This window comes from Kocuria sp. cx-455, assembly GCF_057707085.1.
This window is the reverse complement of the sequence record NZ_JBYIPM010000006.1, coordinates 68,371-88,651: the sequence shown is the minus strand read 5'-3', so window position 1 is coordinate 88,651 and position 20,281 is coordinate 68,371. Positions and strand designations below refer to the sequence as shown.

The following is a 20,281-nucleotide window of genomic DNA, read 5'->3' as shown; positions in this document are numbered from 1 at the left end:
CACTCCCCGCGTAACCCTGAACGGCAGCATGCGCAACGCGTTGCCCCGATAGTCTTGAGGAGCCCTCCATGGACACTCCCGATGCCTCTACACCCCCACCCTCGGACCGCCGAGGGTCATCTCGAATAGATGCCGCGGCAGCTGCGCAGGTTGAGGCGGCCCGGCGCGAACAGCAGGATTCCTCAACGAGCGGTGTTCAGGATATCGGCGACGCCGCGCAGTCCTTGACCCCCGCAATCAGTCCTTGGTCGGACTCCCTGGGCCGGGCAGGCTCCCGAGCCGCCCAGATCGTACTCATCGCCGCCGTTGTGGCGGGCTTGTTATGGGTGTTGCTTCGGGTCAAGGTGGTCATCATTGCGCTGCTCGTGGCCCTTATCCTCGCCTCGGCAGTGGGGCCCCTCGTGAAGTGGCTGGAGCGTAAGGGCTGGTCCAACCTGCTCGCCACCCTCGCGGCGTTCCTGGGGATCCTGACTTTGATCGGCCTCATCGTGACCGGCATCGTCTATTCCGTCATGAGCGAGTGGGATACCCTGGCCGCCCAGGCGGAACAGGGCTGGAACGAATTGCAGCGGTTCATCACCGCCGGACCCTTACCCATCGACACCGCCACCATTGACGCCGCGGCTCGCCAGGCCGGTGAGTTCATCTCCAGCGGCAGTCTTGCCGGTGGTGCCCTGACCGGTATCAGTGCGGCCACGCAGTTCGTCACCGGGGCAGTGCTCATGGTGGTGGTGTTGTTCTTTTTCCTCAAGGACGGGGAGAAGATGTGGAATTTCGCGCTGCGGTGGACTCGGGGCGAGCGCCGGGCCAAGCTGGCCGAATCGGTTGACCGCGGTTCCGAAGTGCTGGGTGGTTACGTGCGCGGCACCGCAATGGTCGCCCTGGTCGACGCCGTGTTCATTGGTGCGTTCCTCTTGTTCGCCGGTGTTCCGCTGGCCATTCCTCTGGCGGTCATCGTGTTCATCACCGCGTTCATCCCCGTGGTGGGTGCCACAATTGCGGGTATCCTGGCGGCGCTGGTGGCACTGGTCACCAACGGTCCCGTGGTCGCCCTGGCCCTGGTGGCGTGGATCATCGTGGTCAACCAGGTGGAAGGAAACATTCTTCAGCCGGTGATCATGGGCCGCACCCTGAGTCTGCATGCGCTGGTCATCCTGCTCGCCTTGACCGTGGGCACCTTGGTGGGGGGTATTTTCGGGGCCATCCTTGCCGTCCCGTACACGGCCCTGGCGTGGGCGGTCATCCAGGTGTGGGCCAAGGGCTACCAGGCCGGGCGCGATCCCGTACTGGGGGACGACCCGCTCAACCCCAAGGACCGAGCCGAGGCCAAGGCCACCATGGTTCAGCGGTGGAAGTACCAGCGGATGCGCTTGGAACAACTGCGCCCTCGGAAACTCGGGGCCACCCAGAACGACGCGGAAACCGCCGAGGAACTGGACTCGGAGAACAAGCAGTCATCGTGACGGGCTGCGGACACACTGGCCCATCAAAAAACACGCCTGATCAAAGCGTGCACCAATGGAGGGTGAGGGAGCCATAACCCTGCTCCCTCCCGGAGAAAGGACACACCATGAATGAACCGCAGGCACTGGCCGAGGTCGAAACCTACCTGATCCACGTGCTGGAAACGTCCAACCCGCCGCGCGATGTGACCAAGTTCGACATCACCGCGGCCGCCCGGGATTTCCACGAAATCACCGGTGGATGGGATGTCCGCGGCGCCGAAACCGCCGTCGTGGAGGATGTGCTCACGCGACACGGGAAATAACGGACGGGCGCGGTCCCGCTGCCTACTAACGGTGGCGATCAGGGATAGGTGACACACGTCATCGTGGGGCCGGAGATTGTCCTGACGGCATTCAGCCATACCCGACCCTCTCGGGCCACCCAACAACTTGCGGATCGAGGCTTAGTTGCCGCCGCAGTCTCATCGACGGTGCGACCACCGCCAGCACGGTCGTGCATCCTGATCGACGGTACGACCAAGAAACCGCGGTCGTTCGGCGCTACCGTCGATGAGATTACGTACTTGCCACATTGAGGGTCGTAGCGTCGATCAGATTGCACGCGGGGAAGCGAACGGGTCATGCCAGCTTTTACCAATGGCCAGAAAAAACCTAGTGAACGGGGTAAGCCCACTCCCACCCGTTCATACCCGCGGGAGATTCAAGCAGCTCGGGTAGGACGATGACTCCCTCGGCGGAAGGTACGTCGAAAATGATCTTGCCGGAAGCCTTCTCGCCCGCGTTGATATCGCGTGGTAGTTCAGTTCCCTCAGGAAGGCATCCATAACTGTTGCCGATGATGTCATTGCCCGGTGTCACTTTGCCGTCATTGTCGACGGCGCGGAAGCCTCCCTGACGCATGCTCACGGAGGGGTAGCTAATTCCTGCGGCGTTCAGCGTCTTGTGGGATGCAACTTTCACGGACACGTCCATGACCACGAAGTGACCATTCTTGGGGGCCTGTACATAAGGTCCAGTGCAGACGGGGTCAACCTCGATTGAGTGCACCAGCATGGAGGCGAGTTCGCCATGTTCAGGAGAGGAGTTCAAGGCTGAAGCGCCCGGTTTCATGGCCAGGGTGCCTCGGTCTGTAAGTTCCACAACCTCAACATCCCGGAAATCCAGGGTTGGGGCCGGGTTTCCTGGTTCGGCCGCAGCGGAAGACTCATTGCCGGATGCCGCACTTGCGGCGGCTCCGGCTGGCTCTTCGGATGTCTGGGCAGGGGAACTTTGCACCTTGCCCACTGCTATCCCGAAGATCAGCGTCAGCATCAGGACCAGCACAGCACCAATGGCCGCCAGGACCCACGGCCACACCTTCTTCTTCTGAGGTGCAGGGGAGGGGTAAGTGGGTACGTAAGGCATGACGGACTCCGGGGTAGCACTGGGGGGTTACCTTCAAAATCTACATGAAGCTTCAAGTATTTAATCCGTCAACGCACACGCGAGGGTCGACCAAGGGGGAGTGTGGCGGGATGGTTGGACCTGATACAGAGTGATTCGCTTATCTTGCGGGTGGCCCTGACGCGCTCGCAGTGGCATGAGTCATACGACACAAAAGTCCTGCGCCGCAACATCTAGTCAAACTATGTACAAGTTGGGTAGGGTTAAACCGCGAGGTTTCAACGGTTTCTGATCGGAAGTAGGCGCTCAAGGGCCAGATGCAAGCAAAGACCCTTGCTGACCCATCCCAGATAATATACGATTTCGAATAACATCCGAGGATAACCAGAGGAGGCTCCATGACGGAGAGCACTCAGAACGTTCCTTCCCGAGTCGCAGCGGTTCCGGTGACGCCGGGCAAGATCATTGCCGTGCACCTGGCCTACGAATCCCGAGCCGCGCAGCGTGGTCGCAAGCCGGCGGTTCCTTCGTACTTCATCAAGCCCTTGAGCTCACTGGCCGGGTCCGGCGCCGAGGTGGCGCGCCCCGCGGGCACCGAACTGCTCGCCTACGAGGGTGAGATCGCCCTGGTGATTGGCAAGCCCGCCAAGAATGTCTCGCTGGCAGAAGCGTGGGATCACGTTGCCGCGGTGACCGCCGCCAATGACTGGGGTGTCTACGACCTGCGCGCCGCGGACAAGGGCTCCAACCTGCGCAACAAGGGCCGCGATGGTTACACCCCGGTGGGCCCCGAGCTCATTGACGCTCGCGCGGTGAGCCCCGACCAGCTGCGTGTACGGACGTGGGTCAATGGCGATCTGGTCCAGGACGATACGACCGCCGACGACCACATGATCTTTCCGCTCGCGCAGTTCGTCGCGGACCTCTCCCAGCACGTCACGCTGGACGAAGGTGACGTGATCCTGACGGGCACCCCGGCGGGATCGTCCGTGGCCCAGCCGGGCGACGTCGTCGAAATCGAAGTGGACGCGCCCGAGGCCCACGGCGCCCCGAGCACCGGCCGCCTGATCAGTCGCGTCACGGAAGCCACCGCGAGTTTCGACCCGGCCCTGGGCGCGATGCCGGCCGTGGACGACAAGCAGCGCGAAGAGGCCTGGGGCTCCCGCGAGGCGGCCGGGCTTCCGGCCGAAGAGAGCAACGCCCTCCCCGAGGACCTGCGCGCCAAGCTCGAGAAGGCACCCACCGCCGGCCTGTCCGCTGAGCTGCGCAAACGCGGCCTCAACAACGTGGTGATCGAGGGCGTCTACCCGCAGAGGCCGGGCACCACCATGGTCGGCACAGCCAAGACGCTGCGCTTCGTCCCGAACCGCGAGGACCTCTTCACATCCCACGGCGGCGGGTACAACACCCAGAAGCGGGTTTTCGACGCCGTGGGCCCGGGAGAAGTCATCGTGATCGAGGCCCGCGGTTCAGCCGGCTCCGGAACACTCGGCGACATCCTGGCCCTGCGCGCCCAGTTCAACGGCGCGGCCGGTGTGGTCACGGACGGCGGCGTGCGCGACTACGCGGCCGTCGAGGAGATCGGTCTGCCCGTCTTCGCGCAGACCGCTCACCCCGCCGTGCTCGGGCGCCGCCACGTCCCGTGGGATCAGGACATCGCGGTGGCCTGCGGCAACGCGACCGTTCTACCGGGCGACGTGATCGTGGGTGACGACGACGGCGTGATCGTGATCCCGCGCGACATCGCCGAGGAGGTCGTGGACGCGGCACTGGCCAAGGAACACGAGGATGCCTGGGTGGCCGAGCGCGTGGCCGAGGGCAACCCGGTCGATGGGCTGTTCCCGCCCACCGGCCAGTGGAAAGAGAAGTTCCAGCAGTGGCTGGCCGAGAACCCGGTCCCCGGTCACTGAACCGGCTGACACGGGACTGATCGAGGACAGAGGTAATCCCATGGCCACCCCGGCTGGCACGGACGCAACTCAAAAACTCGGTAAGGCCCAGTACGCCTACGAGTGGATCAAGGTGCAGATCCTGGAGCAGGCCTTCACGCCTGGATACCGCCTGGTGCTCGCGAATATTGCCCAGACACTGAGCATGTCCGTGGTGCCCGTACGGGAAGCAATCCGCCGTCTGGAGGCCGAGGGGCTGGTGACCTTCGAGCGCAACGTGGGTGCCAGGGTGTCCATGGTGGACGGTGATCAGTACCGCTACTCCATGGAGGCCCTGGGGATCCTGGAGGGCGCGGCCACCGCACAGTCGGCCGTGCACCTCACGGCGAAAGAACTCGCCGAGGCCCGCGAACTCAACGCCAAGCTCGAGGAATCGCTTGCGAACTTCGACCCGGACACCTTCACCGCCGTCAATCACCAGTTCCACCAGGTGCTGGCCTGCCGGTGCCCCAATCAACGTCTCAACGACATGATCGCCGTGGAGTGGGAACGCCTGAACCACCTGCGCACCTCCACGTTTTCGTTCGTGCCCAACCGCGCTCGCGCGTCGGTGAACGAGCACTTCCACATCCTGCATTTGATCGAGACCCACGCCCCCGCGGACGCCGTGGAGAAGGCGGTACGCGAACACCGCACCGCCACGCTGCGCAGCTATCTCAACAGCCGCGGGACCAACTGACCATCTGTCCACACCCAGCACACACATTGGGAGACCAGAAATGACTACGACCACCGACGCCAAGCCCCAGGGCCTGCCCGACTCCATCCGTCACTACATCAACGGCGAATGGGTGGACTCCATTGACGGAGACACCTTTGACGTTCTGAACCCGGTCACCAACGAGCCCTACATCAAAGCCGCCTCCGGCAAGAAAGCGGACATCGAGGCCGCCGTGGCCGCCGCCAAGACCGCGTTCGAGGAGGGCCCCTGGCCCAAGATGCTGCCCCGCGAGCGCTCCCGCGTGCTGCACAAGATCGCGGACATCGTGGAGTCCCGCGGTGACCAGTTGGCGGCCATGGAGTCCTACGACTCCGGGTTGCCCATCACCCAGGCGCTGGGTCAGGCCCGCCGCGCCGCGGAGAACTTCCGGTTCTTCGCGGATCTGATCGTGGCCCAGAGCGACGACACCTACAAGGTCCCCGGTCGCCAGGTGAACTACGTGAACCGCAAGCCCATTGGCGTGGCCGGCCTGATCACCCCGTGGAACACCCCGTTCATGCTCGAGTCCTGGAAGCTGGGCCCCGCACTGGCCACCGGCAACACCGTGGTGCTCAAGCCCGCCGAATTCACTCCGCTCTCCGCCTCGCTATGGCCGGGTATTTTCGAGGAAGCCGGCGTTCCTGCCGGTGTGTTCAACCTGGTTAACGGCTACGGCGAAGAGGGCTACGCCGGAGACTCCTTGGTCAAGCACCCGGACGTCCCCCTGATCTCGTTCACGGGTGAGTCCCGCACCGGGCAGATCATCTTTGCCAACGCCGCTCCCTACCTCAAGGGCCTTTCGATGGAGCTGGGCGGCAAGTCTCCGGCCATTGTTTTTGACGACGCCGATCTGGACGCCGCCATCAACGCCACCGTCTTCGGTGTGTTCTCCCTCAACGGCGAGCGGTGCACCGCCGGCTCGCGCATCCTGGTCCAGCGCGGAATCTACGACGAATTCGTGGAACGCTACGCCGCCCAGGCCAAGCGCGTGAAGGTGGGTCTGCCCTCGGATCCCAAGACCGAGGTGGGCGCCCTGGTGCACCCCGAGCATTACGACAAGGTCATGTCCTACGTGGAGATCGGCAAGTCCGAGGCCCGTCTGGTCGCCGGTGGTGGCCGCCCCGAGGGTTTCGACACCGGAAACTACGTGGCGCCCACCGTGTTCGTGGACGTCAAGCCGGATGCCCGGATCTTCCAGGAGGAGATCTTCGGACCGGTCGTGGCGATCACCCCGTTCGACACGGACGAGGAAGCCCTGGAGCTCGCCAACAACACCAAGTACGGCCTGGCCGCCTACGTGTGGACCAGCGATCTCAAGCGCGCCCACAACTTCGCGCAGGACGTCGAGGCCGGCATGGTCTGGTTGAACTCCAACAACGTGCGTGATCTGCGCACCCCGTTCGGGGGCGTGAAGGCCTCCGGCCTGGGTCACGAGGGCGGCTACCGCTCCATTGACTTCTACACGGACCAGCAGGCCGTGCACATCAACCTGGGCGAGGTCCACAACCCGGTCTTCGGCAAGCAGGAAGAAGCCGCCGAGAAAATGGACGGCTGAGCGCCCTACCTCCTCCACCCATCCAGTACCACCCATCAGAAGGACACCATCATGACGAATCCCGCAGACCGGACAATGACGTCCTCGGGCTTCTACGTATCCCAGGAAGCCCCGATCTCCACCGACAACCCCATCAAGACCCCTTCGGTTCCCGCGCCGGACATCCTGCGCTGCGCGTACATGGAACTCGTGGTCACCGACCTCAAGGTCTCCCGTGACTTCTACGTGGACGTGCTCGGCCTGACCGTGACCGAAGAGGACGAGAACACCGTCTACCTGCGCTCCATCGAGGAGTTCATCCACCACAACCTGGTGCTGCGCCAGGGCCCGGTGGCCGCGGTGGCGGCATTCTCCTACCGCGTGCGCAGCCCGGAAGAGCTGGACAAGGCCGTGGCGTTCTACGAGGAGCTCGGCTGCCGCGTGGAGCGCAACAAGGACGGCTTCACCAAGGGCATCGGCGATTCGGTGCGCGTGGAGGACCCGCTGGGCTTCCCCTACGAGTTCTTCTACGACGTGGAACACGTGGAGCGCCTGGCCTGGCGCTATGACCTCTACACGCCCGGCGCCCTGGTGCGTCTGGACCACTTCAACCAGGTCACCCCGGATGTTCCCCGCGCCACCAAGTTCATGCAGGATCTGGGCTTCCGCGTGACCGAGGACATCCAGGACGAAGAGGGCACCGTTTACGCCGCGTGGATGCGCCGCAAGCCTACCGTTCACGACACCGCCATGACCGGCGGCGACGGTCCCCGCATGCACCACGTGGCGTTCGCGACCCATGAGAAGCACAACATCCTGGCGATCTGCGACAAGCTCGGTGCCCTGCGCCAGTCGGACAAGATCGAGCGCGGCCCCGGCCGCCACGGTGTCTCCAACGCGTTCTACCTGTACCTGCGCGACCCCGACGGTCACCGCGTGGAGATCTACACCCAGGACTACTACACCGGCGATCCGGACAACCCCGTGGTCACGTGGGACGTCCACGACAACCAGCGCCGCGACTGGTGGGGCACCCCCGTGGTCCCCTCCTGGTACACCGAGGCCTCCCTGGTGCTCGACCTGGACGGCAACCCCCAGGAAGTTGTCGCCCGCACGGACGAGTCCGAGATGGCAGCGACCATCGGCGCGGACGGTTTCTCCTACACCCGCGCCACTGAGGGCGAGGAGTCCATGCCCGAGTGGAAGAAGGGCGAATACAAGCTGGGCAACCAGCTCTGACCACGCACCTTTCGACACTTTCTTGACGCCGACGCCGACGCCGCCGCCGGGCCGTTCCGCAAGCGGGCCGGCCCAGCGGCGTCGTCGGCGGGACAACCCGACGAACGCGAGGGAGACACCATGCTGGACCAGGAACGTATAGCCCGGATCGCCGATGTTCTGGCCGCGGCCGAGCGGGATCGCACCATGATCCCGCGGCTCACGCAGCAGTATCCGGAGATGACCGTGGAGGATTCCTACGCGGTGCAAAACGAATGGCGCCGCCGCAGTGAGGAATCCGGGCGCCGCCTGGTGGGGCGCAAGATCGGGCTGACGTCCAAGGTCATGCAGCAGGCCACGGGCATCAGCGAACCCGATTACGGCGCGATTTTCGCCGACCAGGTCTACGAGAACGGCTCCGTGATCAGGCACGATCAGTACTCGAACGTGCGCATCGAGGTGGAACTGGCGTTCGTGCTCAAGGAGGAACTCACGGGTCCGAACGTGAGTATTTTCGACGTTCTGCGCGCGACCGAGTACGTGGTGCCGGCACTGGAGATCCTCAGCTCACGCATTGAGATGGAGGGCCGCACCATTGTGGACACCATCTCGGACAATGCCGCCCTGGGTGCCATGGTCTACGGCGGTAACCCGGTGGACCCCGCGGCCGTGGATCTGCGCTGGGTCTCGGCGCTGCTGTACCGCAACGAAACCATTGAGGACACCGGCGTGGCCGCCGCGGTGCTCAACCACCCGGCCAACGGCGTGGTGTGGCTGGCCAACAAACTGGCCGCGCACGGCGATTCGCTGCCCGCCGGGAGCATCATCCTGGCCGGTTCGTTCACCAAGCCCATGTGGGTCCACCCCGGGGACACCGTGCACGCTGACTACGGAAATTTGGGAGCCATCACATGTCGGTTCGAGTGAATGATTTGATCCAGTCCTTCCGCGCGGAGGACGCGGCCAACCTGCCGGGTGCGCTGCCGAGCCTCAGGGACCTTTTTCCGCTGGGTTCCGGTGATCAGCCGGTAGTAGGCATCTTCCATTCGTCCGGTGATCCCACCGCCGCCGAAATCCTGGCCGGTACCGGTTTCGACTATTTGCTCATTGACGGCGAGCACTCCCCGCTGTCGCTCGAGACCATCCAGTCGGTACTGCGCGCCATGGCCGCCTACCCCACGCTGGGGATGGTGCGGGTGCCGGCCAATGACGAGGTGATCATCAAGCAGTACCTGGACCTGGGCGTTCAGACCCTGGTGGTGCCCATGGTCGATTCGGTCGCCGAGGCTCAGGCCGCCGCGCGGGCGGTGGCCTACCCGCCGCAGGGGGTGCGCGGCGTCGGCTCCGCGTTGGCTCGCTCCGGCCGCTGGAACCGCATCCCCGACTACCTGGCGCGAGCGCGCGAGACCATCACCCTGATCGTGCAGGCTGAATCCGCGGCCTCCGTGGAGAACATCACCGAGATCGCTGCCGTCGAAGGGGTCGACGGCGTGTTCATCGGCCCGTCGGACCTGGCCGCCTCCATGGGGCTGATCGGGCAGCAAACCTACCCGGACGTGGTGGCCGCCGTCAAACACGTGATTACCGAGGTCAAGGCCGCGGGCAAGTTCGTGGGCGTCAACGCGTTCGCCCAGGACCAGGCGCGGGACTACCTGGCCGCGGGCGCGGACTTCGTGAACGTGGGCGCCGACGTCGCTCTGCTCGCCAACGGCAGCCGGGCACTGTTGGAGGCGTTCCAGAAGTAGGCATGGCTTCGGCTGGGCCCCGGCCGGGTTCGAAACGCGAGCAACCCGTGTCGCGCGTCATGCACTCACGCTTGACCCGGGTCAATGACGTGGTGGCACGCCTTGGTTCCTGTCTTGATAGTGTCGTGGGGCACTCGGGCATGAGCGCGGCGCCCCTTCGACCCGACAGCCGATGAGAGAACTTCATGACTGAAACCGAGGCCGCTACCACGGCGACAAAGACCAACGGCTCATCCTCGAGCGCGGCGGATGGCACCGCGGAACAGCCACAGAAAAACGGCCCCGTGATCCGCGCACTGAGCGTCGTGGAGGTGCTGGGCAACAAGCTGCCCGATCCGTTCTGGTTGTTCGTCATTTTGGCGGGCGCGGTGGTTGCCTTGTCCGCCGTGCTGTCGAGTGTCGGCATTACCGCGGTGAACCCCGCCGACGGTGAAGAGGTCGCAGTTCAAAACCTCCTGACTCCCGAGGGCGCGCAGCGCATGGTGGGTGAGGCGGTCGAGAACTTCGCTACGTTCCCACCGTTGGGCGTGGTCATCACCGTGCTGTTGGGCGTGGCCGTGGCCGAACGCACCGGCTTGATCAACACCGCGGTGAAACTCGTGGTCTCCCGGGTGTCCGCCGGATGGTTGACGTTCGTCCTGGCTTTGGCCGGTGTGACCGGTTCGGTCGCATCGGACGCCATTGTCGTGGTGTTGATTCCCCTGGGTGCTGCGGCATTCAAGGCCGCCGGCCGCTCCGCTGTGCTGGGCGCCGTGATCGCGTTCGTCTCGTCCTCGGCGGGTTTCAATGCCTCACTCATTGTGAACCTGACCGACCCGCTGTTGGGCGGCATCACCCAGTCCGCGGCTCAGCTGGTGGATCCCGAGTACACGGTCTCCCCGATTGCCAACTACTTCTTCTCGGCTGCCTCGGCCGTGGTGCTTGCCCTGGTGATCACATTGGTCTCCGAGCTGGTGCTCACCAACGTCTCCAAGCGCTATGAAGCGGACGAGTTGGACCAGCAGGAAGCCGCCGAGCGAGCCGCTCAGGAGGACGGCAATGGCGATCAGGCCGAAACCCTCACCGACAAGGACCTCTCCTCCACCTCTCCGCGTGAGATCCGGGGTCTGATCGCGGCCATGATCGCGCTGGCCATCGGTCTGGCGATCTACTTCACCCTGATGTTCATGCCCAACACCCCGTTCCCCGGTGAGGACGGATCGCCCCTGACATCCGTGCTCATCAGTGGTGTGGCCGTACCGATCGGGCTCCTGTTCTTCCTGTGCGGCTCCGTCTACGGTTGGGTCGCGGGCACGCTGAGCAAACCCTCGGACATCCCGCCCATGATGGCCTCGGCCATCACCCAGGTGGCCCCGTTGATCGTTCTGTTCTTCGCGGCATCGCAGTTCATCGCGTGGTTCGACTGGTCCAACATGGGCACGGTGCTCGCCATTAAGGGCTCGGAACTCCTCGGCAACGCCGGGGTGCCCACCGTGGTCCTGTTCGCCGGGTTCGTGCTCCTGGTCGCGGTGGTGAACATCCTGATCACCTCGGGCTCCGCGCAGTGGACGCTGACCGCGCCCGTGGTCGTACCCATGTTCATGTACCTGGCGATACCGCCCGAAACCACGCAGATGCTGTTCCGGATCGGCGACTCGCCCTCGAACGTGATCTCACCACTGAACCCGTTCTTCGCCATGACCCTGGGGTTCATGCAGCGCTGGTACCCCAAAGCGGGCATCGGAACGCTGATGTCTTTGACCATCCCGGTGTCCCTGGCCATGCTGGTGGTCTGGTTCCTGTTCTTCCTCGCGTGGTGGGGCCTGGGCATCCCGTTGGGTCCGGGCTCGCCCACCCGTTGATCGCGCTCCACGGCGCCCGTGCGGCGCGGTCGGGGTGGCACACCCACGAAAAAGGTTCCCTATCCCCGATTCCGGCGTTGGAATCGGGGATAGGGAACCTTAAGACTCGCCTGGACGGTTAGGGGCGCGTCAGCGATCCTCGTGGGGCGTGACGTAGCGTTCGCCCTCTTCGGTGACCCCCAGGTCGAAGTCGTGCTCTTGCTGCTGCACGCGGTCCTCGACGGCGCGCGAGTGGGTGATGGGCTCCGGCCCACCCGAGTTCTCCGGAGTGCCGTAGGACTCTGCCTCGGAGTCGTCACCGTCCCGGTCGTTACGAGCCCCGTTACTGAGTTCATGGTCGTCGCTCACGTGAAAGTCCTGACCGGCCGGGGGAAGATTGGGGAGGTTGGGGTCCTTCCGGCCGGCGGGCGGGTGAAATTTCCGCCCCGCAGCTAGGGCGGAGGAATCTACGTCGTGACCGTGCTGGGCCTCGACCTCGGCGGCGTCCACATTGGGGAAGCCCGTCTCCTTGAGGGCCTTGGGGGTTTTTCCACGACGGCGGGCAGCGTGTTCGTCGGAATGAGCGGCCCCGGCAGCGGAGGCCCCGTGAGCGCGGCGATGGCGGAAGGATCGCTTGGGGTGGTCGGGATCGTCTTCGGACTGCTCTTGCTGATCCGTCGGATGGTCGTCGTTGCGGCTCACGGGCTGGTCGGGATCGTCGATTTGGCCGGCCGAAGCAATGGGGTCGGAATTCTCAGGTCGCTTGGACATTGCTGCCTCCTCATCAGTGGTGTCATCCATGACACTCGTTGATTTCAATCTTGGCACCGAACCGCGTAAAACGTAAGCATTCGAGCCGGACATCGCGCCGCCTGAATGCAGAGAAGGACCGGGGATCACGTATGCGATCCCCGGTCCTTTCCTCGCGCCGATCTCTCCCCGTCGGCGCGATGTCAGCCCAAGTGGTGAACGGTTCCCAAGATGTTCTGTGCCGCGAGGTGCTCCGGGTTGTTGGGGATGTCGTCGATCACCTGCTCGATCTCTGCGTCCGTCAGCGGGGGTTGGCCCTCGCCAATGATGGCGTACAGCTGGATGTCGACCACGCGCCCGTCACCCAGGGCCAACCCGGATCCTCCGGTGGTCGGATCCTGGAGGCGCCAACTGAGTCGATCGGCATTGAACGGTCCGTCCGTCCGGCCCACCACCACGTTCGCGGCGTGGCCCGGTCCTTGGGCCTGGCCGTAGACGGTGCGCGTGTGGGTCATGTGGGGCATGTCGGGCTCAGGGTCGCCCACCGGCCGGATGTCGATGCCGCCCTCAATGTGGCCGTCCCGGGTGCGGATGCTCATGGACGTGTCTGACGTGGCAATGACGTCCCAGTTCTGCGGGTAGGCGAAGAACAAACGCCCCTGATCCATCGCGGCCAATTTCAGCCCCGGAGCGTACTTGCCGTTCGTGTCCAGACCCACCTGGGGTGAGTTCTCCGGAGTCACCACGGGGTAGCCACCGGGTCCCTGGGACGGAGCTGCCGCGGTGGGTGCCGAAGGCGGCGCCGCCGGCGCGGACGTTACGGATGGTGCGGATGTTACGGGCGGCGCGGTGGCCGGAGCGGCGGCCATTGCCCCGCATCCGGTAAGAGCGATAGCAGCGGTGAATCCGAGAGAAGTAGCCCAGAAGCGGGCTTTCATGTTGCCCATGTCACATAGTCTGGCGCCCCGTGCAAGAATTTACAATAGTAAATCTATGGTGGTTATCGAACTGTGACCCGGGGCTCAGCCGGGCAACGGGCTGGTCTCGACCGGGCGGTCCGTGTGGGCGTACTGGGACCAGCTTCCGGGGAACAGTCGGCCGCGCCCCAGCCCTGCGAACTCGGCGACCAGGAGGTTGTGGCACGCGGTCACGCCGGAGCCGCAGTAGGAAATCATGGTGTTTGCGTCCGTGACTCCGGCGCTGCGGAAATGCTCACGCAACTGCGCAATGGGCTGCAGGGTCTTGTCCTCACCCAGGTGCTCACGGCACGGCACGTTGCGCGCCCCGGGGATGTGCCCGGAGCGGGGGTCCATGGGATCGGCGCCGTGACCGTCGAATCGAGTGCGGTCCCGGGCATCGATCACGGTGCCGCCACCGGCCGCTTCGTCAATGGTGGCCAGAGCCTCGCGGGGCCACGGCACGGGCGTGAAGTGCGCGAACTGCGGGGTCACGTAGCGGGTCTCCAAAGTCTCTGCGGGAAACGCTCCGATGCCTCCGTCCAACAGGGCGGCATTGTGGCCTGCGGTGCGTAGCATCCAGACGAGCCGGGCGGCCATCACGCCACCGGCGTCGTCGTAGGCGACCACCGTGGTGTCGTCTCCGATTCCCGCGGCGGACATGGCCGCGGCGAAATCCACGGGGGAGGGCAGCGGATGCCGCCCGGCCGCGGGGGAGGCCGGGGCGGCCAGAGCCTCAGCGACATCCACGAACACCGCGCCGGGCAGATGGCCCTGCAGGTAAGCGGCTCGAGCGCTGCGCCCGTCCAGGTACATGCGGGCATCGGCGAGCAGCACGGAATCACGATGTTCTTGCAGCCAGTCGGCGGTGACGAACGGTTCCATGAGAGTCTCCCTTCGGGCGTGTATCGCCACTCTACGACGCCGCTCGGCCCGCCGGAATGCGTTCGGGTTACCGTGTGGCATGACCAAAAAACTGCTGCAGCAACGCAAGAGCGCCCACAAATCCGCCCTGTTCACGGGGTTGGCGCTCACCGGAATGGGTGCCCTGCACCTCGTGAAGCCGGAACCGTTCGAACGGTTGATTCCCGAGCAATTGCCCGGGACCGCCCGGGACTGGGCCATTGGTTCGGGGTACGCGGAGCTTGCCACCGCCGCGCTGTTGCTCGTGCCCGCAACCCGCAAGCTGGGAGGCGTCGCGGCCACCGCCTTGTTCATCGGGGTGTGGCCGGGCAACATGAAAATGGCGTGGGACTGGCGCCACCGTCCGCTGGACAAGCAGCTCATTTCCCTCGGGCGATTGCCGCTGCAGCTCCCCATGATCGCGAGCGCGGTGAAGATCGCCAAGTACGCCTGACCGTCAGGACGTGGCGGTGGAGCGCACCCACCGTGCGTGGGCCGCGCTCGCAACCACCGTGATCCCCAGCCCCGCAACCGCGCCGATGCCGAATATGGTGCTGAACCGGGCGGCGTCGGCGAGCCCGGCGGTGACGAAAGTACCCGCGGCCGCCCCCAGGAAGAGCGAGGTCACGAAGAAGGACACCGTGGTGGCCCGCGATTCCGGGGCGACTTCGGTGGCCCAGCCCTGCACGGACGAATGCAGGATGGCATTGGCCAGTCCGATGCACACGGCCGTGATGGTGAGCGGGACCGGAGTGGCGGAGAGGGCAGAGGCCCCCAGGCCGACCACCATGAACCCGCCGCCCCAGATCATGCACTGGGTGCGCGTGAACCTGCGCGAGAGCACCCGCATGAGGGGAGCGCCGACCACCACGCCCAGTCCGTAGGTGGCACCGAGCACGCCGGCCAGGGCCACGCTCACGCCCACGCTCTGCAGCGCCGGAACCACGTAGGTCAGGATGCCCACGAGCACCACGCCCTCGGCACAGGCGATACCGTAGACCGTCAGCGGCCACGCGGCGAAGGCGCCGCCCTTTGCCGAGGCGGTGCGCGCGGGCTTGGGTGCATGCACGTGGCGCAGCAGGATCAACAGCGCCACACACGCCACTCCCACGATGCCGAACACCACGCGCCAACTGAGCCACGCCGCGATCGCGCCGGTGGTCAGCGTGGCCACGGCATTGCCGATCGAGGAATACGCCAGCAGGTCAGACAGTGCATGCACCTTGGCGGGGCCGATCCGGGTGTCCCCGATGAGGGTGAGCAGGGTGGGATACAGCGCCCCCACGGTGAGGCCCGTGAACCCGCGGGCAATCAGCAGCGCCGCGTAACCGCCGGCCAGAACGCTGGCGATCGAGCCGACGACCACGCCGATCAGCGCGACCCGCAGCACGATGTGACGTCCCCACCGGTCACTCAACATGCCCCACAGCGGCTGCCCCAGGGCGTAGAGCAGCGAGTAGACGGTGAACAACTGCACCACCTGGTGCACGTCCAGGCCGGTGTCACTGGACATGATCAGCAACATGGGCGGGGTGCCGAACCGGTCGAAAAAGGACACGAACCCCACCGCACCCAGCGTCCACGTGGGGACGTGCTGGGCTCTGCCGGGGCTCGCGGGTGAATTCATGGTCTCCATCCTGCACCCCGATCCGGATACGCTGAAAAACATGCGCATTGCCATGGGACAGATCCTCAGCTCGCACGATCCGCAGCAGAACCTGGAGCGGGTCCAGGAGCTCGCCGCTCGCGCGGGGCAGGACAACGCGGACATCCTGGTGCTCCCCGAGGCCACGATGTTCGCCTTCGGTCGCAGTCTGAAAAACATTGCCGAGCCCGCCGACGGGCCGTGGGCCCAGTCCGTATCGGCCGCGGCCCAGGAGCACGGCGTGGCAATCGTGGCCGGCATGTTCAGCCCCGGCGACGAGGGTCGCGTGCGCAACACCGCGCTCATCGCGCTCGCCGACGGCCGCGTGCTCAGCTACGACAAGACTCACCTCTACGATGCGTTCGGTTTCAAGGAATCGGACACCGTCCAGGCCGGCGCCGCGCCCGTCACCTTCGACCTTCAGGGCGTGACCGTGGGCGTGGCCACCTGCTACGACATCCGCTTCCCCGCGCTTTTCACCCGCATGGCCGCCGACGGCGCTCGGGTCGTCCTGCTCGGGGCCTCCTGGGGCGCGGGCCCCGGCAAGGTCGAACAGTGGGAACTGCTGGCGCGCGCCCGAGCCCTCGACGCGACGTCGTACGTGGTGGCCGTGGGGCAGGCGGACCCGGCGTCGGTCGGTCGTGAGGTCGAGGGCAATGCGCCGCTGGGCGTGGGGCACAGTTTGGTGGCCGCTCCGGACGGTTCCGTGGTGGCTTCTCTGGAGGACGTCCCCGATTACCGGGTCGTCGACCTGGATCTCGGTCTGGTCGAGAAGACTCGCGCGGCCATCCCGGTGCTGCAGAACGCCCGCGACTTCTCCTGACAAGCCCGGGGGCCGCGCGTAGGGTGGGATCAGTTGTCCTGATAAGCGCGCTGATCAACGCGGCGCGAGGTTGACATCCCTTTGGAGGTTTCACATGTCCGAGAAGAACAACGGTCCCGTGCGCTTTGCCGTGGTGGGCGTAGGCCAGATTTCCCAGCAGGCCTTCATCCCCGGGCTGTCCCGGATCGATGACGCCGAACTTGCGGCGCTGGTGACCTCCAGCGCGGAGAAGGCCGAGGAGCTCGGTCAGGAGTTCGGGGTGGCCACGTATTCCTACGAGGAATACCCCGCGCTGTTGTCCTCCGGCGACATCGACGCCGTCTACGTTGCCACCCCCGTCTTCCGGCACCGCGAATTCGCCGAGCCCGCACTCAAGACCGGGCTGCACGTGTTGCTCGAGAAGCCCATGGAAGTTTCGGTGGAAGACTGCCAGGCCATTATCGACGCCGCGAACACCTCCGGGGCCACACTCATGGTCGCCTATCGGTTGCACCAGGAACCGGGCACCGTGGACATGATCGAGAAGGTCCGCGACCAGAAGGTCATCGGTAATCCCCGGTACTTCTCCTCCGTGTTCTCCCAGGACATCACGGAGGAGAACCACCGCGGTCACTCCGGCTACTGGGGTGGGCCCATCCCGGACATGGGAACGTACCCCCTCAACGAGGTGCGCAACCTCTTCGACGCGGAACCCATTGCGGTGCACGCCGTGGGCGTTCGGACCCCCGGCCGGGAGTTCAACTTCGACGACACCGTGGCCGTGACCCTGCGCTTCCCGGAGGACCGGGTGGCCCAGTTCACGATTTCGTACGCCTCAGAGTCCGCCGAGCGGTTCACGATTGCCGGCACCGAGGGTGAAATCACCGCTGAGCCGTGCTTCGGTTTCGGAGAGGGCGTGGGGATCAGCTACACGCTCACCAAGGACGGCAACTCGGAAAGTTTCGCCCACGACCCCGTGGAACAGTTCGGTGGGCAGACCCAGTACTTCGTGGATTGCATCCGCAACGGTGAGCAGCCCGAGCCCTCCGGCGAGGAGGGTCTCCTGGACACCCGCGTCCACGAGGCCGTACTGCGCTCCCTGGAGACCGGAGAAACGGTGACGTTGGAACCGTACGAGCGCGAACGCCGTCCCACTTCGGCGCAGGTCCGCAGGGTGAACCCGGCCGATGAACCCGAGGACGACGAGCTCGTGGATCAGGTTCCCCAGAACGGCTGATCAGCTGTAGCTGCCCCCGCCTCCGGAGTACAGGTTTTCCGGATCCAGTCCCGAGCACTCGGCCCACAGAACGGACACCCGCAATGGCGCAACAGTTCGAGTACGAGACCCGTCTGACCCAACCGCGCGACGAGGTTTTCGCGTGGCATCAACGCCCCGGTGCCCTGCCCCGGCTCACCCCGCCCTTCGGTGGCGGCCCGGACCAGGTCACAGAGGGCCCCACGGACGGGATCGAACCCGGCTCGCGCGTGAAATTGGGGGTGTCCGTGCCGGGCACCTTCGGCGCGGTGCATGTTCCGTGGACTGCCCGCCACGGTGACTGGGACCCGCCGCGCTACTTCACCGACCGCATGGAACGCGGGCCGTTGGGGGAGTGGGAGCACCGACACAACTTCGAGGAGACACCGGAGGGCGGCACGCTCGTGCGTGATCAGGTCACGGTGCGCACCCTGCCTCGGGTGGCGGAGAAGGCCAGCGGGCTCAGCGACAAGCTCATGCGCGGTCAGCTGCAACGGATTTTCGCCTACCGCGAGCGTCAGCTGCGCGGTGACCTCGATTTCCACGACCAGCACCGCGGGCCCCGGCTGCGTGTTGCGGTGGGTGGGTCCTCCGGTCTGATCGGTTCGCAAGTGTGCGCCCTCCTGGAGACCGGCGGTCACGAGGTGGTGAGGCTCGAACGCGGCGGCACCACCCGTGACGGGGTCATCGGCTGGGACCCGGAGAAGGGTCTCCTGAACCCGCGAGATCTGGCGGGGATCGACGTCGTCCTTCACCTGGGCGGGTCGAGTATCGCCACGCGCTTCACGCGCAAGAACAAGGAGAAAATCCTCCACTCACGCGTGGACAGCACCGCGCTGTTGGTGCGGGCGATCGGGCAGGTGCCCGAGCAACAGCGACCCCGGGCGCTCGTGGTCGGGTCGGCCGTGGGCTATCACGGCACCGATCGCGGGGATGAGATCCTGACCGAGGAACAGCCCCCCGGTGCGGGATTCCTGGCGCACGTGTGTGCCGAGTGGGAGAAGGCGGCGCACGGCGCGGAGGCGTTCGGCGTGCGCGTGATCAACGTGCGCACCGGGCTGGTGCTGACTCCGAGCGGTGGGCTGTTGCGGCCTCAGCTGCCGCTCATGGCGGCGGGTCTGTCCGGACCGTTGGGTGGGGGTAAGCAGTGGCAGAGCTGGATCGGAATCGATGACATGGCCGGCGCGGTGGCGCACCTGGTGCTGTCCGAGGACGCATCCGGACCCTACCACGTGGCCGCACCCAATCCGGTGCGGCAAAAGGATTTCGCCCGCATCATCTCGGGAGTGTTGCACCGACCGGCGGTGGTGCCCACTCCGCTCGCGGGCCCGCAGGCACTGCTGGGTAAGGAGGCCACACGGGAAACCGTGGTGGCCAGTCACCGGGTGGACGTGAGCAAATTCCTGGACACGGGCTATCAGTTCCGCCACGAAGGACTGCGCGAGTGCTCGGAACACATTCTGGGGCGGACGGACTGATCTCCCGGGGCGGGTAGCCCATCGCCTCGGGTGGGCGCCATCAATTTTTCATATCAAGAACGCATTATCGGCTATCCAACGGAGGGAAACCATGACTGACACTGACGGCAAGACTCAAGCAGTGGAGACCATCAAGGAACTGATCGAGGGCATCGACACCTGTGTGATCGCCACCCACACCCCGGACGGCGGCATTGTCACCCGCCCCATGACCGTGCAGGACAGGGACTTCGACGGGGACCTGTGGTTCATGACCTCCCGCGATTCGGACCTGGTGGAGCAGATCACCGCCGACGCCCAGGTCAATGTGACGTTCGTGGGCAAGGGAACGTGGGTCTCGCTGCGTGGCCGCGCTGAACTGGTGGAGGACCCGCAGCGCAAGGAAGAACTCGCCGACGCGTTGACCGGTGCGTTCCTGCAGGCGGACCCCAAGTCCCCGGAGGCCGCGTTGATCCTGGTCAACACCGAGGCCGGTGAGTACTGGAGCTCCGAGGGCGCCAAGACCATGTTCTCCATGATTAAGGCTCGCGTCACCGGTGAACGCCCTGACGCGGGTAAGAACGACACCGTAGAGCTGTAACTCGACGGTGCTGAGCGGGGCCCCGCGGCTACGGATTGGATGTCCGTGACCGCGGGGTTTCGTGGCATCTGGGGCGGGGATTAGCAGGGCTGAGCAT

The 20,281-nt window shown here is 65.5% G+C and carries 19 protein-coding genes; 14 read left to right on the top strand and 5 right to left on the bottom strand.

Going from position 1 to position 20,281, the window contains the following annotated elements; all coding sequences use genetic code 11:
• Positions 1-68 precede the first annotated feature (68 nt).
• The gene (locus AC3ENJ_RS10130; protein WP_190807831.1) at positions 69-1,463 is read left to right on the top strand and encodes an AI-2E family transporter; all 1,395 of its coding nucleotides are present in this window, start codon (positions 69-71) and stop codon (positions 1,461-1,463) included.
• A gap of 107 nt (positions 1,464-1,570) precedes the next feature.
• Positions 1,571-1,768 carry a hypothetical protein gene (locus AC3ENJ_RS10125; RefSeq protein WP_431813939.1) on the top strand — a complete coding sequence of 66 codons (198 nt, stop codon included), beginning with the start codon at positions 1,571-1,573 and terminating at the stop codon, positions 1,766-1,768.
• Between the two features lie 349 nt (positions 1,769-2,117).
• Here the strand turns inward: AC3ENJ_RS10125 and AC3ENJ_RS10120 are convergent, their stop codons facing one another.
• A complete protein-coding gene (locus AC3ENJ_RS10120) occupies positions 2,118-2,870 on the bottom strand; it encodes a DUF4352 domain-containing protein (protein ID WP_431813938.1) in 753 nt (250 codons plus the stop codon).
• Positions 2,871-3,247: 377 nt separating this feature from the next.
• Here AC3ENJ_RS10120 and AC3ENJ_RS10115 point away from each other — a divergent pair, with 377 nt between their 5' ends.
• From AC3ENJ_RS10115 to AC3ENJ_RS10085, 7 genes are all read left to right on the top strand, one after another.
• Entirely contained in the window at positions 3,248-4,759 is a 1,512-nt protein-coding gene (locus tag AC3ENJ_RS10115; protein ID WP_431813937.1) for a fumarylacetoacetate hydrolase family protein, read from the top strand.
• A 40-nt stretch (positions 4,760-4,799) separates the two neighbouring features.
• Positions 4,800-5,477 carry a GntR family transcriptional regulator gene (locus tag AC3ENJ_RS10110; protein ID WP_190782229.1) on the top strand — a complete coding sequence of 226 codons (678 nt, stop codon included), beginning with the start codon at positions 4,800-4,802 and terminating at the stop codon, positions 5,475-5,477.
• Positions 5,478-5,517: 40 nt separating this feature from the next.
• Positions 5,518-7,053 carry a 5-carboxymethyl-2-hydroxymuconate semialdehyde dehydrogenase gene (gene hpaE / locus AC3ENJ_RS10105; protein WP_190782230.1) on the top strand — a complete coding sequence of 512 codons (1,536 nt, stop codon included), beginning with the start codon at positions 5,518-5,520 and terminating at the stop codon, positions 7,051-7,053.
• A gap of 51 nt (positions 7,054-7,104) precedes the next feature.
• Positions 7,105-8,271: a 3,4-dihydroxyphenylacetate 2,3-dioxygenase gene (hpaD, locus tag AC3ENJ_RS10100; RefSeq protein ID WP_190782231.1), complete on the top strand. Its 1,167-nt coding sequence runs from the start codon at positions 7,105-7,107 to the stop codon at positions 8,269-8,271.
• Positions 8,272-8,391: 120 nt separating this feature from the next.
• Positions 8,392-9,177, top strand: coding sequence for a 2-keto-4-pentenoate hydratase (locus AC3ENJ_RS10095; protein ID WP_190782232.1), 786 nt, complete (start codon positions 8,392-8,394; stop codon positions 9,175-9,177).
• Entirely contained in the window at positions 9,162-9,995 is an 834-nt protein-coding gene (locus tag AC3ENJ_RS10090) for an HpcH/HpaI aldolase family protein (protein WP_431813936.1), read from the top strand. The genes AC3ENJ_RS10095 and AC3ENJ_RS10090 overlap by 16 nt, the downstream gene beginning before the upstream one ends.
• Positions 9,996-10,180: 185 nt before the next feature.
• On the top strand, positions 10,181-11,836 hold the full coding sequence (locus tag AC3ENJ_RS10085; protein WP_431813935.1) for an AbgT family transporter: 1,656 nt from the start codon (positions 10,181-10,183) through the stop codon (positions 11,834-11,836).
• A gap of 129 nt (positions 11,837-11,965) precedes the next feature.
• Here the strand turns inward: AC3ENJ_RS10085 and AC3ENJ_RS10080 are convergent, their stop codons facing one another.
• The 3 genes from AC3ENJ_RS10080 to AC3ENJ_RS10070 all read right to left on the bottom strand — a co-directional run bounded on the left by AC3ENJ_RS10080 (position 11,966) and on the right by AC3ENJ_RS10070 (position 14,406).
• On the bottom strand, positions 11,966-12,586 hold the full coding sequence (locus AC3ENJ_RS10080) for a hypothetical protein (protein WP_431813934.1): 621 nt from the start codon (positions 12,584-12,586) through the stop codon (positions 11,966-11,968).
• 182 nt (positions 12,587-12,768) lie between these two features.
• A complete protein-coding gene (locus tag AC3ENJ_RS10075) occupies positions 12,769-13,512 on the bottom strand; it encodes a hypothetical protein (protein ID WP_431813933.1) in 744 nt (247 codons plus the stop codon).
• A gap of 75 nt (positions 13,513-13,587) precedes the next feature.
• Complete coding sequence (locus tag AC3ENJ_RS10070; RefSeq protein WP_431813932.1) at positions 13,588-14,406, bottom strand: sulfurtransferase; 819 nt, start codon at positions 14,404-14,406, stop codon at positions 13,588-13,590.
• 79 nt (positions 14,407-14,485) lie between these two features.
• On the opposite strand from AC3ENJ_RS10070, the gene AC3ENJ_RS10065 reads away from it, so the two are divergent.
• Positions 14,486-14,878 carry a DoxX family protein gene (locus tag AC3ENJ_RS10065; protein ID WP_190807822.1) on the top strand — a complete coding sequence of 131 codons (393 nt, stop codon included), beginning with the start codon at positions 14,486-14,488 and terminating at the stop codon, positions 14,876-14,878.
• A gap of 3 nt (positions 14,879-14,881) precedes the next feature.
• Here AC3ENJ_RS10065 and AC3ENJ_RS10060 read toward each other — a convergent pair whose 3' ends face one another.
• On the bottom strand, positions 14,882-16,051 hold the full coding sequence (locus AC3ENJ_RS10060) for an MFS transporter (protein ID WP_431813931.1): 1,170 nt from the start codon (positions 16,049-16,051) through the stop codon (positions 14,882-14,884).
• Here AC3ENJ_RS10060 and AC3ENJ_RS10055 point away from each other — a divergent pair.
• The 4 genes from AC3ENJ_RS10055 to AC3ENJ_RS10040 all read left to right on the top strand — a co-directional run bounded on the left by AC3ENJ_RS10055 (position 16,050) and on the right by AC3ENJ_RS10040 (position 20,184).
• Positions 16,050-16,892 carry a carbon-nitrogen hydrolase family protein gene (locus AC3ENJ_RS10055; protein WP_431813930.1) on the top strand — a complete coding sequence of 281 codons (843 nt, stop codon included), beginning with the start codon at positions 16,050-16,052 and terminating at the stop codon, positions 16,890-16,892. The genes AC3ENJ_RS10060 and AC3ENJ_RS10055 overlap by 2 nt on opposite strands.
• Positions 16,893-16,986: 94 nt before the next feature.
• The gene (locus tag AC3ENJ_RS10050; RefSeq protein ID WP_431813929.1) at positions 16,987-18,108 is read left to right on the top strand and encodes a Gfo/Idh/MocA family protein; all 1,122 of its coding nucleotides are present in this window, start codon (positions 16,987-16,989) and stop codon (positions 18,106-18,108) included.
• A gap of 83 nt (positions 18,109-18,191) precedes the next feature.
• The gene (locus AC3ENJ_RS10045; protein WP_431813928.1) at positions 18,192-19,604 is read left to right on the top strand and encodes a TIGR01777 family oxidoreductase; all 1,413 of its coding nucleotides are present in this window, start codon (positions 18,192-18,194) and stop codon (positions 19,602-19,604) included.
• 91 nt (positions 19,605-19,695) lie between these two features.
• Complete coding sequence (locus AC3ENJ_RS10040; RefSeq protein ID WP_190807818.1) at positions 19,696-20,184, top strand: pyridoxamine 5'-phosphate oxidase family protein; 489 nt, start codon at positions 19,696-19,698, stop codon at positions 20,182-20,184.
• Positions 20,185-20,281: the final 97 nt, after the last annotated feature.